13 protein-coding genes are annotated in these 15,863 nt (G+C 49.7%); 11 read left to right on the top strand and 2 right to left on the bottom strand.

The annotated features are described in order from the left end of the window. Positions 1-337: 337 nt before the first annotated feature. A complete protein-coding gene (locus MJZ26_02810) occupies positions 338-1,846 on the bottom strand; it encodes a feruloyl esterase (GenBank protein ID MCQ2104701.1) in 1,509 nt (502 codons plus the stop codon). A 265-nt stretch (positions 1,847-2,111) separates the two neighbouring features. Here MJZ26_02810 and MJZ26_02805 point away from each other — a divergent pair, with 265 nt between their 5' ends. The 5 genes from MJZ26_02805 to rpsI all read left to right on the top strand — a co-directional run bounded on the left by MJZ26_02805 (position 2,112) and on the right by rpsI (position 9,449). After that, positions 2,112-3,980: a cellulase family glycosylhydrolase gene (locus MJZ26_02805; GenBank protein ID MCQ2104700.1), complete on the top strand. Its 1,869-nt coding sequence runs from the start codon at positions 2,112-2,114 to the stop codon at positions 3,978-3,980. 197 nt (positions 3,981-4,177) lie between these two features. Further along, a complete protein-coding gene (locus MJZ26_02800) occupies positions 4,178-6,106 on the top strand; it encodes an endo-1,4-beta-xylanase (protein ID MCQ2104699.1) in 1,929 nt (642 codons plus the stop codon). A 275-nt stretch (positions 6,107-6,381) separates the two neighbouring features. Continuing rightward, positions 6,382-8,262 carry a cellulase family glycosylhydrolase gene (locus tag MJZ26_02795; protein ID MCQ2104698.1) on the top strand — a complete coding sequence of 627 codons (1,881 nt, stop codon included), beginning with the start codon at positions 6,382-6,384 and terminating at the stop codon, positions 8,260-8,262. A gap of 332 nt (positions 8,263-8,594) precedes the next feature. Continuing rightward, positions 8,595-9,023, top strand: coding sequence for a 50S ribosomal protein L13 (gene rplM, locus MJZ26_02790; GenBank protein MCQ2104697.1), 429 nt, complete (start codon positions 8,595-8,597; stop codon positions 9,021-9,023). Positions 9,024-9,068: 45 nt separating this feature from the next. Further along, positions 9,069-9,449, top strand: a complete 381-nt coding sequence (gene rpsI / locus MJZ26_02785) for a 30S ribosomal protein S9 (GenBank protein MCQ2104696.1) — start codon at positions 9,069-9,071, stop codon at positions 9,447-9,449. Positions 9,450-9,532: 83 nt separating this feature from the next. Here rpsI and MJZ26_02780 read toward each other — a convergent pair whose 3' ends face one another. Continuing rightward, positions 9,533-10,717, bottom strand: a complete 1,185-nt coding sequence (locus tag MJZ26_02780; protein ID MCQ2104695.1) for a hypothetical protein — start codon at positions 10,715-10,717, stop codon at positions 9,533-9,535. Positions 10,718-11,094: 377 nt separating this feature from the next. On the opposite strand from MJZ26_02780, the gene rpsB reads away from it, so the two are divergent. The 6 genes from rpsB to MJZ26_02750 all read left to right on the top strand — a co-directional run bounded on the left by rpsB (position 11,095) and on the right by MJZ26_02750 (position 15,860). Further along, entirely contained in the window at positions 11,095-11,832 is a 738-nt protein-coding gene (gene rpsB / locus MJZ26_02775; protein MCQ2104694.1) for a 30S ribosomal protein S2, read from the top strand. A gap of 2 nt (positions 11,833-11,834) precedes the next feature. Continuing rightward, positions 11,835-12,731 (top strand): translation elongation factor Ts, encoded by an 897-nt coding sequence (tsf, locus tag MJZ26_02770; GenBank protein MCQ2104693.1) that lies wholly within the window; start codon positions 11,835-11,837, stop codon positions 12,729-12,731. Between the two features lie 156 nt (positions 12,732-12,887). Then, complete coding sequence (pyrH, locus tag MJZ26_02765) at positions 12,888-13,595, top strand: UMP kinase (protein ID MCQ2104692.1); 708 nt, start codon at positions 12,888-12,890, stop codon at positions 13,593-13,595. A 131-nt stretch (positions 13,596-13,726) separates the two neighbouring features. Further along, positions 13,727-14,260, top strand: coding sequence for a ribosome recycling factor (frr, locus tag MJZ26_02760; GenBank protein MCQ2104691.1), 534 nt, complete (start codon positions 13,727-13,729; stop codon positions 14,258-14,260). Positions 14,261-14,275: 15 nt separating this feature from the next. Next, positions 14,276-14,986 carry an isoprenyl transferase gene (locus MJZ26_02755; protein ID MCQ2104690.1) on the top strand — a complete coding sequence of 237 codons (711 nt, stop codon included), beginning with the start codon at positions 14,276-14,278 and terminating at the stop codon, positions 14,984-14,986. Then, entirely contained in the window at positions 14,979-15,860 is an 882-nt protein-coding gene (locus MJZ26_02750; protein ID MCQ2104689.1) for a phosphatidate cytidylyltransferase, read from the top strand. Before MJZ26_02755 ends, MJZ26_02750 begins: the two co-directional genes overlap by 8 nt. Positions 15,861-15,863 lie beyond the last annotated feature (3 nt).

The following is a 15,863-nucleotide window of genomic DNA, read 5'->3' as shown; positions in this document are numbered from 1 at the left end:
TGTCGAGTTCATACTATGATTTTGACTGTAATTGGACGACTTTTCCTTAAAAACTAGTACGAATTTGAAAAAAACAGCGGTTCGTACTAGTGCCAAGATAAAATGGGTGCTAAAAGCTAGTATCAAATTGAAAAAAGAGAGCGATTGGTACTAGTGTCGGGGGTAACCATGGCGAATTGCTGCTGGGGGTAACCATGGCGAATTGCAGTCGCTGATAGCCATGGCGAATTGCTGCCGGGGTAATCACGGTGTTTTGTCGCTGGTGAACCTTAGTGTTAAGCAAAAGAGTCCCCGCTTTTGGCGGAGACCCTTTTTTGTTAGGAGAGAACGATAATTCTTACGGCATGGTGAACTGCTTCAGGAAAGGCCAGCCGACCTTGCCGTCGCCCTGTTCATGACCGCCTCCCTGCTTGGTGCAGAGAACCACCTTGGTGCCATCTTTGCAGCTGGAGTATTCCTGGCAGCCGTTGGAGTTGGTGGTGGGGGAGCCGGTACATCCGTTCTTGTCTGCCCAGAACTTGAAGTTCTTTTCGGCGCCCAGGAAATTCAAGCCGTCGTTGAAACCGCTATCGCCGCCCTGGTATTTGCAGACGAAGTCGTTTGTGCCGCGGAACATGATGATGGATATGGGGCGTTCGGGATTGCAGGTGGCGCTGTTGGTGGTGTTCAGGTCCATGCCGGCAGGTGCCACGGCGGCGTAAATGTCGGACATGAAGCAGGCAACGTGATTGCTCATGCCGCCACCCATGGAGAATCCGGTGGCGTAGACGCGCTTGGTGTCGATGCAGACTTTTTCTTCCACCATGTTGATCATTGCTCTGGAGAATTCCAGGTCATCATCGTAGGAGCAGCAAGGGCCCACATTCCAGCCTGCGCCCATTGGAGACTTGCCGCTGGTTCCGTCGGGATACAGGGAAATGACGCCTTCCTGGTCGGTCAGGCTCTTGTATGTTGTTCCGTTAAGCTGTCCTTCGCCGGAACCTCCGATGGGGTGATAATCTACAACGAGGGGAACCGCCTTGTCGCCCTTGTAGCTGCTGGGCACGTGCATAATGTAGGTGCGGTTCTTGCCGTTTACATTTACGGTCATCCTGTGATCGCCTGCTGCATAGGTCTTGCCGGCGCAGCTTATTACTTCCTCTATCTTGCTGGAACTGCTTACGACAGGAGTTTCAGAGCTAGAAGAACTCTGCTGGGGTTCCCAGGGATTGAAAACGGAACTGGAGGATTTTTCGGTCGGATCGCCTGGTGTGACTTCTGCCGTTTTTAGGGTGATGGTCACGTTCGTTTCTACATCCTGAGCCATGGTGTAGGTGCTGTTTTGGAAGCCGGTCTTGGAGAACATCAGAACGGCGGGCTGTTCTCCTTCTTTCTTCAAGACGTTCTTGACGGCGCCTTTCTGGGTCAGGATGAAATTCTCGCTGGAACTCTGATTGGAAATTCGCAGGATCATGACCTTCTGCTGGCCGAACTTGCTCATGTCAATCTGGACGTTCTGCTGGTTGAATTCCTGCTGGAAGGCCTCCTTGCCCAGTGCGTCCATCAGCGATACCTTCATGGTGCCCCGGTTGCCGGCAATGCTCAACAGGTTGCCGTGCCTTTGTACAGAAATCTTGCGTTGTACGGCTGTTCCGAAGAGGGCGTCTGCGTCATTGCTTAGGCTGAATGCGCCGTCTGTGTCAGATTCGCCACTGATGCCTGCGTAATTGAACGAGTTGATGGAAACGCCAGGAATGGCCTGACCGATTTCATTCACAACATGTCCGCTGATACTCCAGCCAAAAGCAAGGCCAGAACAACACATGGCAATCCCACTTGCCACGCCAAAAAAACGGGTAAAATTCATTGTTAGTCTCCTTTTTTACCAACCCAAAACATCCCGTTTTATACACTCGTGTAAGAAAATAGCATTAGATTTTGCGAAAATAGCCGAATGTAAACTAAAATTTCAATTTTTGTCTTAAAAGTGTGTAAGAATTTTATTTCTAAATGCGAAAAGTGAGTGTTGTCAAACTATACAATGGATTTTTGATCTAGTGAGATACATTTGGGCTAAATGCGGGTAGTTTTCATGATTGTAAATGGTGTTTTACTACAAAAAGGATGTAATCATGAAAAAGTTTGTATCGCTTCTTGCAGGCCTTGCTGCCGCATCGATGTCCCATGCAGCCCTTGCTGATGGTGGCGCTAAGTTTTTGGGTAACATTACTACCAATAGCCAGATCCGTTCTGATATGGGAACTTACTGGAACCAGATTACCAACGAAAACGGCTGTAAGTGGGGCTCTATCCATTCTGTTGACGCCAACGGAAAGAGCGTTTTCAATTTTAACGGCTTCGATAGCTGCGAAAACGGTTACAAGTGGGCCAAGGAAAAGCCGGGTGAACGCACCTTCAAGTTCCATGCCTTGATTTGGGGTTCCCAGAAACCCAACTTCCTTTGCACCAAGAAGAATCCTGGCATTACCAAGGAAAAGACCCTTCAGTACATTACCGAGTGGTTCGATGCTGTGGCTGCCAAGTTCCCCGACCTTGAATACATCGACGTGGTGAACGAAGCAATCTGGGCTGGCGACAACTACCATTCCGGTTATAGCAAGCCCGCTGCAGGTGCCGAAGGCATCAGTACCGACGACCCGGAATGCGGCGGTACCTACATTGTGCAGGCCCTCGGTGGCGACGATGTGATTAACGGCAAGCATCAGTACAACTTCGTGAAGAAGGCTTTCGAAATGGCCCGCGAACGTTGGCCGGAAGCAAAGCTCATCTATAACGACTACAACACCCTTTCCTGGCAGATGAACGAAGGTATCGAAATGGTCCAGACTCTGCTCAAGAATGGTGCTCCCATTGACTTCTATGGTCAGCAGTCCCATGACTGTAAGGGTATGAGCAAGGCCGATTTTGAATCCAAGATGACCAAGATCCACGATGCCGTTGGCATTCCTCTGCTGGTTTCCGAATACGATATCGGTGAAGCCGATGACCAGAAGCAGAAGAATGACTATGCCAACCAGATTCCCTTCATGTGGGAAACTCCCTGGATTGGTGGCATCACCATTTGGGGTTACATCAATGGCGCAACCTGGGCTGCCAATACCGGCATCATGGAAAGCAATGGCACCAAGCGCGCTGCCATGAAGTGGCTGGAAGAATACTTTGCAAATAACCTTGATAAGGGCCAGAACGACACGGCAATTCCTGTAGAACCGGAACCCCAGACTCCGTTCAAGGGGAAGGCCCTTTCCATTCCGGGAAAGATCGAGATGGAAGACTTCGATGTTCCGGGTAAGGGTAGGGGTAACGATTCCTATTACGATATGGATACCGAAAATCATGGTGATTCCGATTATCGTAAGGGTACAGGTGTAGATCTTTATAAAAAGTCCGGCAATCGCATTGTCGTTGGTTATAACCAGACAGGTGAATGGCTGGAATACACCGTGAATGTCAAGGAAACTGGAACATACACCATGTATGCCGCCGTGGCTTCCGCCAACAGCACTTCCGGTTTCAAGCTGTCTATGGATGACAAGGACATTACCGAGGAGATTTCTGTTCCCAAGGCTGCCGCTGGCGAAGAAAACTATGACGACTACAACAAGGTCTCCGCTAATGTGAACCTGACTGCAGGCGAACATATTCTCCGCTTTACCGTTACCGGTGACTGGATGGATATCGACTACATCAACTTCGTGGCTGGAGAAAATGCTCCGGATACAGAACCTCTGCCGGAAGTGGATTGCAAAACGGATGATGAGTGCTTTGCTATTGGTCAGAATCTGCACATGGGTGCTAAGGTCCTTTCCGATTACGACGTATTCGACATGAATGGTGCGCATATGGGTCGTCTTAGCGCCTATGGTATGAATGCCGCCGTTTCCTTGGTGAAGAATAGCGACTACCTCAAGAACAAGGGTGTCTACATTGTCAAGAACCGTTATTCAAGTGAAGTCCAAACTGTTAAAATTGCTAGGTAAATAGCAAAATTTGTCGAAATTCGCTAAAAAACGCCGTTTTTTGTGGATTAGGAAGTCCCCCAGGCTATCTGGGGGATTTTTTGTTATGGATAAAATGTCCATGGAAAGTCTATTTGGGGGTGAAATATTCCAGCTTGCACGAAATAATTTATGTGACGGTGATATGGGAAACCATTCAAAGAAAAAGGATGTGGATTATGAATAAACTCGTTTCTCTCGCACTTGCCGGTCTGGCAGCTGCAACAGTATCTCATGCCGGCCCCGGTCTGGCTGATGGTGCTTCTAAGTTTGTGGGTAACATTACCCAGTCTAACACCGCTCCCGGTCCTAACGACGAATTTACCAAGTTGTGGAACCAGGCCACTGCCGAAAACGGCTGTAAGTGGGGCTCCATCGAAGGTACCCGCGGCCGCTACAACTGGGCTGGCTGCGATGCCGCCTACAATTGGGCAAAGAATAACGGTGGCCATTTCAAGTTCCACGCTCTCCTCTGGGGTTCCCAGTATCCTAGCTGGCTAGAAAGCCTGAGCGTCGATGATACCAAGAAGGCTATTACCGCATGGTTCGACGCTGTTAAGGCTCATTATCCCGATCTGGAAATGATCGACGTGGCCAACGAAGCTATTCGTACTGGCAACGGTCAGTATCATTCCAACTATACCAAGACCAAGATTATTCCGGCTCTCGGCGGTGACAACAATGGCGATTACGCCTTCCTTACCACCGCTTTCAAGATGGCTCGTGAACGTTGGCCCAAGGCAATCCTTATCTATAACGACTATAACACCATCCAGTGGAACGTGGACCAGGGTATCGACCTGATTAACACCATCCGTAAGAATGGCGCACCGGTTGACGCATACGGCCTTCAGGCTCACGACTTGATGAGCACTGGTGGTGGTTACAATGGCACCGGCGGCGGTGGCAACTGCCTTAACTACAACACCTTCAAGTCCACTATGGAAAAGATCCATAGCAAGACCAACAACTTCCCGGTTGTGATCTCTGAATACGACGTTCCGTCCACTGATGATAACATTCAGGAACAGTGCTATAAGGAACAGTTTGCGTACTGGATGGAAGACCCGAACGTTGCCGGTATCACCATTTGGGGTTATATCTATGGCCGTACTTGGCTCGACTGTAACGGCCAGGCTAGCGGTTGCTCCGGCTTGATCAAGAACGGTCAGGATCGTAAGGCGATGACCTGGATGAGAAACTATCTGAAGAGCAACAAGGGTGTGAACACCACCGGTCTCGCCACAGGCATTGTTGCTGATCCGGAACCGCAGACTCCGTTCAAGGGCTCTGCAATCGCAATCCCGGGTAAGGTTGAAGCAGAAGACTTTGATGTTCCTGGCATCGGTTCTGGCAACGATTCCTACAGCACTGCAGAAAGCTCCAACAAGGGCGATTCCGACTATCGTAAGGGCACTTCTGTCAGCATCTATAAGAAGGCTACTGGTAATATCGTCGGTTACAACAACGAAGGCAACTGGTACGAATACACCGTGAATGTCAAGGAAACTGGTACCTACACTGTCTATGCGGCTGTTGCTGCCGCAGGTTCTACTTCCAGCTTCCAGCTTTCCATGGACGGCAAGAACATTTCCGAAGTGATTTCCGTCCCTGCCGCCGCTGCTGGCGAAGAAAACTACGACGATTACAACAAGGTTGACTTCGATGTGAACCTCACCCAGGGCAAGCATGTTCTCCGCCTCACCGTTACTGGTGCCTGGTTCGATATCGACTACATGACCTTTGTTGCCAAGGGCGAAAAGGATCCGGAACCCATCGTTAAGGAAGAACCGGAATCCAGCTCCTCCTCTGTCAAGGAAGATCCGAGCTCCAGCGCTTCTGGCGAAAAGGATGAATCTAGCTCCAGTGTAACTGGCGGTGAAGAAACTCCTTCTGTCATCGGTCAGAATATCCACATGAACATGGATGTTCTCCAGGCTTACGATATCTTCGATATGCAGGGTATTTTCATGGGCCGCATCCGCGCCTATAGTGCAGACCAGGCTATCGGATTTATCAAGGCAAGCGATGTCCAGTTTGCTAAGGGTGTCTACTACGTACGTAACAAGACAACCAAGCAGATGCAGACCTTCCGCATTGCAAAGTAAAAGGTTTTAGAGCCTAGGCTCAAAAGATCCTAATCCAAAACACCAAACAAGACGCCTCGATGTGAACGCATCGAGGTGTTTTGTTTGTCTCGGGAATATGCAGAAAAGTGCGGAATTTTCTTAAAAGAACGGTTTTTCGACGTCAGGAACAGAATTACACTATGGATAAAATGTCCATAGAATGTCGTTTTGAACATGTAAAAAGCGGGCTTTAGGGATTTAATTTATACCATGGTTAGGACGGGAAAACCGCTCGAAATGAGGATGTGTTTGATATGAAAAAGATTTTGTCTCTTCTTGCAGCAGGTCTCGCTGCAGCATCTGTAAGCCACGCAGCCCTTGCTGATGGCGGTGCCAAGTTCCTTGGAAACATTACTACCAGTAGCCAGATCCGTTCCGACATGGGTACCTACTGGAACCAGATTACCAACGAAAACGGCTGTAAGTGGGGTTCTATCCACTCTGTCGATGCAAACGGAAAGAGCGTTTTCAATTTCAACGGCTTCGACAGCTGCGAAAACGGTTATAAGTGGGCAAAGGCTGCTCCGGGCCGTACCTTCAAGTTCCATGCTCTTATCTGGGGCTCCCAGAAGCCCAACTTCCTTTGCACCAAGAAGAATCCTGGCATCACAAAGGAAAAGACCAAGCAATACATCGAAGAATGGTTTGATGCCGTGGCCGCCAAGTTCCCCGACCTGGAATACATCGACGTGGTGAACGAAGCTATTTGGTCTGGCGATCCGTATAATGGCAACTATCACTCTGGCTATAGCAAGCCTGCTGCAGGTGCCGAAGGCATCAGTACCGACGACCCGGAATGCGGCGGTACCTACATCGTTCAGGCTCTGGGCGGTGACGACGTTGTCAACGGCAAGCATCAGTATAACTTCGTGAAGAAGGCTTTCGAAATGGCTCGCGAACGCTGGCCCAAGGCAAAGCTCATCTATAACGACTACAATACCCTCTCTTGGCAAATGAACGAAGGTATCGAAATGGTCCAGACCCTTCTTAAGGCTGGCGCACCTATCGATTACTATGGTCAGCAGTCTCACGACTGTAAGGGCATGAGCAAGTCCGACTTCGAAAGCAAGCTTACCAAGATTCACAACGCCGTAGGCATTCCCCTTCTGATTTCCGAATACGATATCGGTGAAGCAGATGATACCAAGCAGAAGAATGACTATGCAAACCAGATTCCGTTCATGTGGGAAACCCCGTGGATCGGTGGTATCACTATCTGGGGTTACATCAATGGTGCTACCTGGGCTGCAAATACCGGTATTATGGAAAAGGACGGCAGAAAGCGTGCTGCCATGGTCTGGCTGGAAGAATACTTTGCAAATAACCTTGATAAGGGCCAGAACAACACGGTCACTCCCGTTGAACCTGTCCCTCAGGAACCTTTCAAGGCTATGACTATTCCTGGCAAGGTTGAAGCCGAAGACTTCGACGTCCCGGGCGTAGGCTCTGGCAACGATTCCTACAGCACTGCAGAAAGCTCCAACAAGGGCGACTCCGACTACCGCAAGGGTACGCCCGTCAGCATCTATAAGAAGGCTACTGGCAATATCGTTGGTTATAACAGCGAAGGCAACTGGTACGAATATACCGTAGATGTTAAGGAAACTGGTACTTACACCGTTTATGCCGCTGTTGCCGCCGCAGGTTCTACTTCCAGCTTCCAGCTTTCCATGGACGGCAAGAACATTTCCGAAGTGATTTCCGTCCCTGCCGCCGCTGCTGGCGAAGAAAACTACGACGATTACAACAAGGTTGACTTCGATGTGAACCTCACCCAGGGCAAGCATGTTCTCCGCCTCACCGTTACTGGTGCCTGGTTCGATATCGACTACATGACCTTTGTTGCCAAGGGCGAAAAGGATCCGGAACCCATCGTTAAGGACGAACCGGCAGAAAATCCTGAAACCGAAGAAGTCGGTTCCGCTATTGCCAACGGTTTGAACCTGAGCACCGGACGTCCGGATGACTTCGATGTTTACACTATGAGCGGTGAGTTTGTTGGCCGAGTCAGTGCCTATGGCATGAACGAAGCTATCAACCTGGTAAAGGTTAGCGATAACCTCAAGTCCAAGGGTGTGTATTTCCTCCGTGCTCGCTACACTGGAGAAATGAAGACTTTCCGCATCGCTAAGTAAGTTTTGGACTGAAATGTCCTAAAAGATCCTAATCCAAAACACCAAACAAAAAGACTCCGAGGCGAATGTCTCGGGGCCTTTTTGTATCTTCCTGCTTGCAGTATGGTGTATTGACTCTGTTCTTATGAATGTCGAAATCGTCCAAAAATTTTAGCAACAATCATACTAATTGCTACAATTGATATAATTGATAGAGTTTAAATCCTTGAAATGACGGGATTTTTTACAAAAAACATCTTTTTTTACCTTGAAACCATTGCCGTTTTCTTCTAAATTATGCCCAGCATTTCACGGGGCAGGGTGCCCCGGAATAACGAACCAAAAGGATTTACATGAAGACTATTACGGTAAACCCGAAGAACGTCGAACGCAAGTGGAAGCTTGTGGACGCCGCCGAAAAGCCGATGGGTCGCGTAGCAAGTGAAGTTGCTAAGCTCCTCATGGGTAAGCATAAGGCCATCTTCTCCCCGAACGTCGATACTGGCGATTTCGTGGTTGTGATCAACGCTGAAAAGGTTGCTGTGACTGGCAACAAGAACCTGCAGAAGGAATACTTCCACTACACTGGCCACATCGCTGGTGAACGTTGGATCAACTTCGCAGACCTTCTTGCTAAGCACCCGACCGCTCCGCTGGAAGCTGCCATTTGGGGCATGCTGCCGCACAGCGCTCTCGGTCACAAGATGATCAAGAAACTCAAAATCTATGCCGGTGCAGAACATCCGCACGCAGCACAGAAACTCGAAGTCGTAGACTTGTAATTTAGAACGGAGGATACCTCTATCGCTACCGCAAAGAATAAGAAGATCTACCGCGGCACTGGCCGTCGCAAGAACGCTATCGCCGCTGTGATCCTGAAGCCGGGTTCCGGCAAGCGCACTATCAATGGTCGTGATTTTAAGGATTACTTCCACTCTGAAGTGCAGAACATGATCGCCAACCTTCCGTTCGCCATCCTCGGCAACGCAGAAGAATGGGATGTCGAAGTTACCGCTCGTGGCGGTGGCATCGCTGGCCAGATGGGCGCTGTCCGTCTCGGCATCTCCCGCGCATTGGTTGCTAACGACGCCGAAGTTAAGCCGGCTCTGAAGAAGGAAGGCTTGATGACTCGTGACGCTCGTGCAGTTGAACGTAAGAAGTTCGGCCGTAAGAAGGCTCGTAAGAACTTCCAGTTCTCCAAGCGCTAATCGATCATTCGATTGTTCGCGAAAGCGAACGCAAGCTTTGGTTGTTCCATTCGTGGAGCAACCATTTTTTTGTTTCTGCGCTATTAGTTGAATATAACCAGTGGCACCCACCTATATAGGAATGTGGGTAGCTTTCCCTTCTGGAAGTTTGTCATGGGGGAGTGGTCGCCGCGTACAACAATCTGGTACTCCGGATGCCTTATCGCCAACTGTGCAATATATCGGGCGGTATTCTGCTGACGTTTCATGAAGATTTCCGCTTCGTTGATTCCCGGGGTGTTATCGTCGTAGGGAGGGTGGGTATCCAGCGTTGTCCAGTAGATGTACTTGGGAATGGAATCGCTCATTAGTTTGTCTAAGAATTCAACAATGGAGGAGTCGCAAATCCCTGTGAAGCCTAGCTTGCAGATTGGCAGTCCCCGCTGTTCAAAATCTTCCTTGAACAAAAGGCTGTCGAAGCCGACCTTGGAATAGTTGGCTTGCCTTCTATAAAAGCTACCGTCATAGCCGTGGACGTACCATTTCTGAAAGACGCTGTCCTTGAGAGCCGTCATCAATTTGAAATCTTCTAATTCGGCTCCCTGAGTGTGCGTTGAATTTCTAAGGGAGATTCCTGAGAATGTGGGCTTTCCGAAACTATAGGCGCTGAGCAGTTCTTTTGTTTTTTCGTGGTCCTGGCTTGCACCGAGGCTTTCAACAAGAACAGCTAGGGTTGGCCTGGAGGGGTTGAACGGGTTTTTGTTCTTATCCCATTGTTCGACGAGTCTTTTTTGCGTTGTGACGGTGGAAATTTCCGGCTCGGGGATGCTTTTCTCCTGAAGCAGGTTGTAGAGAGAAAAATTGCCGAAGGGAAGGATGCATAGCATGACAATGATGGTCGTGAACCACGTTTTTTTTGTATAGCGCTTCAAAGAAAAAAAACTGTACCCTAGGGTTGCCGTTACGGCGACCACTAGAAGCGGGATGATCACGAATAGGATTGGCCCCCACCAGTAATTTGTGGAAAGGTTCCAGATAGAAGCCGTGCTTTGGTTGAATGATTCGCACAGGCTTTCGAAATCAGCAAATAGGCAGAATAAGGCGCAAGCAGAAATGATGACGGTTGCAATTCTAGGCTTGTTCAAGAACCTTAGCAAGATTGCAAGAAATGCGGTTTCTGTGGAGAATAGCCCGAATGCAACCGCTGTATGCAGGTACTGGCCCGCCATGAAAGGGAGCGCAGACACCGAAAGAGACAGAAGCAGTAGATAAAGTGGGCTATGGATCATATTTTGTCAAATATTAGTAAAGTTATCCTGGAAATTTCTGACTCTTTGCACAGGAGCCTTTTCATATTTGTTCTGAACAATACGGGGGTATTATGAGGAATATTCCATTACCAATGCCGACGAACTTCTCTGGTTCTTTTGAGGGTCAATTCCGTAGAAATTCGCTAGTTGAGATGAAAAGTGCCCCTTTGAAGGGGCTTTTTTCGTATGCAAATCTTTGAACAAATGGTGTATTTAACTAAATTTGCACCTGCTTGGGCAATTACGCTCGGGCGTAAATCAATCACCGGTCTCGTAAGAGCCGCTTCGGTGGTACCTCGGTACTTTGCGGCTTAATTACAGGCTGGGTAGAAACAACCGAAAAAAGGAATACTACTATGGCAAATCTGCCTTCCGTTGAAGACCTGCTTGCTGCAGGCTCCCACTTTGGTCATCAGACTCAGCGTTGGAACCCGAAAATGAAGCCGTATATCTTGGCAGAAAAGAACGGCATCTACGTTCTCAACCTGTCCAAGACCCGCGAACTCCTCGAAGTTGCTGCTGCTGCCGCTAAGAAGATCTCTGAATCCGGCAAGACCGTGCTCTTCGTTGGTACCAAGCCGACTGCTCGTCAGTCTGTTCTGGACGCTGCAGGTTCCTGCAACCAGTTCTCCGTCACCAACCGTTGGTTGGGTGGTATGCTGACCAACTTCCAGACCGTTCGTAAGTCCATCAAGAAGATCGACAAGATCGACACCATGGAACAGGATGGTACTTTCCAGGCTCTCTCCAAGAAGGAAGTTCTGGACAAGACCCGCGAACGCGCTAAGCTCCTGGAAGTCTTCGGTGGTATCCGCGAAATGGTGACCCTTCCGGGCCTGCTGGTCGTTACCGACCTCGCTCACGAAAAGATCGCCGTCGCTGAAGCACGTCGTCTTCACATTCCTATCATTGGCATCTGCGATACTAATGTGGATCCGACCCTCGTCGACTACCCGATTCCGGCTAACGACGACGCTGTCAAGTCCCTGAAGCTCATCGTGGACTACATCGCTGCCAACGTTGCTCCTCGTTCCTCCGACAAGAAGGAATCCAAGGAAGAAGCTAAGAAGTTTGACAACGGTGAGGACAAGTAATTATGGCAACTATTACCGCCTCCCTCGTTAACGAACTCCGCCAGAAGACTGGCGTAGGCATGATGCAGTGCAAGAAGGCCCTCACCGAAACTGATGGCGACTTGGACAAGGCTATTGAACTCCTCCGTAAGCAGGGTGCTGCTGTTGCTGCAAAGCGCGCAGACAAGGCTGCCAAGGAAGGCCGCATCTATCTTATCGAAACTGCTGACAAGGCTGCTGCATTCGAACTGTCTTGCGAAACCGAACCGGTTTCTAACAACGACGACTTCGTTGCTCTCGCTAACCTCGCTGTCAAGGCTGTCGAAACTCAGGCTATCTCCTCTGTGGAAGACCTGAAGAACGCTGTCGTCGATGGCAAGAAGGTGAACGACATCCTCCAGGACGTTCTCGTTAAGATTCAGGAAAACATCGACTTCCGTAAGTTCGCAGAAATCAAGAAGTCTGCAAACTCCGTGTTCGGTGTTTACAGCCACATGAAGGGCAAGATCGGCGTTATCACCGAACTCGCTTACGAAGGCTCTGCCGACGAAGCTGCTCTCAAGGCTGCTGCTAAGGATATCGCTATGCAGGCCGCTGCTTTCGCTCCGGTTGCATTGAAGGACTCCGACGTTCCTGCTGAAACTATCGAAAAGGAACGCGAAATCGCTCGCGCCCAGATCGAAGCTCAGGCTCAGGCAACTGGCAAGGCTACCAAGCCGGAATTCGTTGAACGTCAGCTTGACGGCCGTGTTGCTAAGGTCCTCAAGGAAATCGTTCTCGAAGACCAGGAATTCTTCATGTCTGAAAAGAACCCCAAGAAGCTCAATGTTAAGGACTACCTCCAGGAAGTCGTTGCTAAGCAGCTTGGTCTCTCCAGCTTGAAGGTCGTGAACTTCATCCGCTTCGAACGCGGTAACTAGTTGAGTTTTGAGTGTTGAGCTATGAGCTCGGGCCTTCGGCCCTTTGAGCTAAAGCTTTCCTCAACTTAGCGAACTTTAAAAGGACCGTTCCCTCGGGGAGCGGTCTTTTCTTATGTTGAATCTTTACTATATTGGGCTTAAATACGGAGTTTAATTATGGCAAAGTTTAATAGAGTCTTGCTTAAGTTGAGCGGTGAAGCTTTGGCTGGTGCCAAGGGTCATGGAATCGACAACGACATCTTGAACGAGATGGCTTCTGAAATTGCAGACGTCGTACGTAAGGGTGTTGGTGTTGCCTTGGTCATTGGTGGTGGCAACATGATTCGTGGCGTAAGTGCTAGCGCTGGTGGTATGAACCGCGCCCAGGGTGATGCCATGGGTATGCTGGGTACTGTAATGAATGGCCTTGCCATGCAGGATGCCTTGGACAAGCAGGGTATCAACTCTGTGGTCATGAGCGCTATTCGTATGGAACCCATCTGCGAATTCTTCAACCGCCGTCGCGCTATTGAACTTCTTGCAAATGGTTCCGTGGTTATTTTCTCCGCAGGTACCGGCAATCCCTTCTTTACCACCGACAGCTGCGCCGCCCTTCGCGCCATCGAAAGCGAATGCGACGTTATCATGAAGGTGACCAAGGTGGATGGCATCTACTCTGCCGACCCCATGAAGGATCCTACCGCCACCCGCTTCGACGACATTACCTATCAGGAAGTGATCGCCCGCGGACTTAAGGTGATGGATACCGCTGCCGTTGCTCTGTGCATGGAACACAACATGCCCATTTTTGTGTTCAAAATGGAAAAAGGCTGCTTGACTCAGGCCGCCGTTGAAGGTAATTTAGGAACACTGGTACATTGTTAATGAACAGTGAACAATAAGCAATTAACAATTGAAAAAATCGCACTTCGTGCTTCTGTATAAGACGCCAGAGGCGTGATTATTTACATTGTTCATTGTTAATTATTAATTGTTAATTGAAAGAAGGTTTTATTATGGCAGATTATTCTGAAAAAATGGCTAAGGCCGTTGAAGCTACTGAACGTGAATTCACCAAGATCCGTGCCGGCCAGGCTTCTCCCGCTATCCTGAACGACATTCGTATCGACTACTACGGCACCCCGACCCCCATCTCTCAGGTGGCCAAGGTCTCTGTTCCGGAACCTCGTATGCTTCTCGTCGCTCCTTGGGAAAAGACCATCGTAGACCTCATTGAAAAGGCTATCTACGCAGCAAACATCGGCCTTACTCCCATGAAGGATGGCAACTCCATCCGTGTTAGCCTGCCGATCCTCACTACCGAACGTCGTCAGGAACTGGCTAAGATTGCTCGCAAGCACGCAGAAGACGGCCGCGTTGCCATCCGCAACATCCGCCGCGATGCAAACGACGCTATCAAGAAGGACAAGGAAATGCCCGAAGACGAAGCCAAGAAGCAGCAGGATGAAATCCAGAAGGCTACCGACAAGGCTATCGCTCAGATCGACGCTCTCCTTGCTGCCAAGGAAGCAGACATCCTTAAGGTTTAATTAGGGTAACGACGCGTGGCAAACGAACTGAGACATGTGGCCATTATCATGGACGGTAATGGCCGTTGGGCTAGAAGCCGCGGCCTCGAACGTTTCCTGGGTCACCGTAAGGGTACCCAGGCTACGATCGATTCCGTAGAAGTTGGTGTGAACCTTAAGTTGGAACACATGACTTTGTATGTGTTTAGTTCTGAAAACTGGGGTCGCCCTACAAAGGAAGTGGAATACTTGATGGGTCTTCTCATTGAGATGGTCATCAAGGAAATTCCCGACCTGATGGAGAAGAACGTTAAGCTTACGGTCATCGGCAATATGGATCGACTGCCCGAAAAGCCTCGCGCAAAGCTCCAGGAAGCTATCGACATTACGGCCAACAATACCGGTATGCAGCTGAACCTCGCCATTTCCTACGGTGCCCGTCAGGAAATCGTGGGTGCGGTAAAGGCTATCGCCTCCAAGGTTGCTGCAGGTGAAATCAAGGTCGACGATATCGATGATTCCGTTTTTGCAAATCACCTTTATCTGAAGGGTGCTCCCGATCCGGATCTCATCATCCGTACCGGTGGCGAATTCAGACTTTCCAACTATCTCCTTTGGCAGGCCGCCTACAGCGAATTCTACGTAACAGACACCCTGTGGCCCGACTTCACCAAGGAAGAATTCATGAAGGCGGTGGAGTTCTTCAAGACTCGTGAACGCCGCTTTGGGAAGGTTCTCCATGAGTAATTTAGCACAACGTTTATTGACTGCTTTGATTGCCATTCCGCTGGTCTTTGGCCTGCTGTGGTTCAGTGATTATTCACGTATCGCCTTGATGTGTTTCCTGGGTGGCGTTGGCGCTTGGGAATGGGCTGGTATGGTTTCCAAGATGTACAAGGGCCCGGATATGCGTGCCTACTCCTTCGTGGCAACCTTCGCCCTTACGCTGGCCTGGGCTCTTTCCAAGGGCGGCTTCTTTGGGCTTGGCGCAGTTCCCTGTGTTGTTGGCATGGCTTGCGTCGTTATTTTGGCTGGCTACATTGGCATGGCATATTCCAAGGTCGAAATTGATCACCTGTTCCCCTGGCTGGTAATGCAGATTGCAGCTCCGCTGTACGTAGGCCTTTGGGGCGGCATGAACGTTCTCATGATGGGTAACGGTCAGGGCTTTGAACATTGCTATCCCTTTATCCTGGTCATGACTTGTATGTGGCTTTGCGATACTGTGGCTTACTTCTTCGGAAAGTTTGCTGCAGGCAAGGGTCCCTTCGGTCGTCACCTCTTTGCTCCGACCATTAGTCCCAAGAAGACTTGGGAAGGTGCTGTTGCCGGCACAGTCGCAACTGTTGCATGGGTCGTTTATTGGTCCAATTACAGCGCAGCTCTTTCCTCGTTCAACGTACAGTTTGATGTTGTTAAGGGGTGCGTTCTCGGCTTGATCATTGCAATTTCTGGTCAGGCAGGCGATCTCTTGATGAGCGCACTAAAGCGTTGGAGCGGTACCAAGGATTCCGGTAATCTGTTCGTAGGCCACGGTGGCGTGTTGGACCGTTGCGATTCCTTCTACCTCACGGCCCCCATGCTTTACATTCTTTTGGATTTCATGGAAAAGATCGGTTAGGTT

It is taken from the genome of Fibrobacter sp., from assembly GCA_024398965.1.
Taxonomy (GTDB): domain Bacteria; phylum Fibrobacterota; class Fibrobacteria; order Fibrobacterales; family Fibrobacteraceae; genus Fibrobacter.
This window is presented reverse-complemented; position numbering and strand designations above follow the sequence as displayed.

Bases quoted from the DNA above. Each gene is read 5' to 3' on its own strand.
- MJZ26_02810 (MCQ2104701.1), bottom strand. From the start codon at position 1,846: ATGAATTTTACCCGTTTTTTTGGCGTGGCAAGTGGGATTGCCATGTGT.
- MJZ26_02805 (MCQ2104700.1), top strand. From the start codon at position 2,112: ATGAAAAAGTTTGTATCGCTTCTTGCAGGCCTTGCTGCCGCATCGATG.
- MJZ26_02800 (MCQ2104699.1), top strand. From the start codon at position 4,178: ATGAATAAACTCGTTTCTCTCGCACTTGCCGGTCTGGCAGCTGCAACA.
- MJZ26_02795 (MCQ2104698.1), top strand. From the start codon at position 6,382: ATGAAAAAGATTTTGTCTCTTCTTGCAGCAGGTCTCGCTGCAGCATCT.
- rplM (MCQ2104697.1), top strand. From the start codon at position 8,595: ATGAAGACTATTACGGTAAACCCGAAGAACGTCGAACGCAAGTGGAAG.
- MJZ26_02780 (MCQ2104695.1), bottom strand. From the start codon at position 10,717: ATGATCCATAGCCCACTTTATCTACTGCTTCTGTCTCTTTCGGTGTCT.
- rpsB (MCQ2104694.1), top strand. From the start codon at position 11,095: ATGGCAAATCTGCCTTCCGTTGAAGACCTGCTTGCTGCAGGCTCCCAC.
- tsf (MCQ2104693.1), top strand. From the start codon at position 11,835: ATGGCAACTATTACCGCCTCCCTCGTTAACGAACTCCGCCAGAAGACT.
- pyrH (MCQ2104692.1), top strand. From the start codon at position 12,888: ATGGCAAAGTTTAATAGAGTCTTGCTTAAGTTGAGCGGTGAAGCTTTG.
- frr (MCQ2104691.1), top strand. From the start codon at position 13,727: ATGGCAGATTATTCTGAAAAAATGGCTAAGGCCGTTGAAGCTACTGAA.
- MJZ26_02750 (MCQ2104689.1), top strand. From the start codon at position 14,979: ATGAGTAATTTAGCACAACGTTTATTGACTGCTTTGATTGCCATTCCG.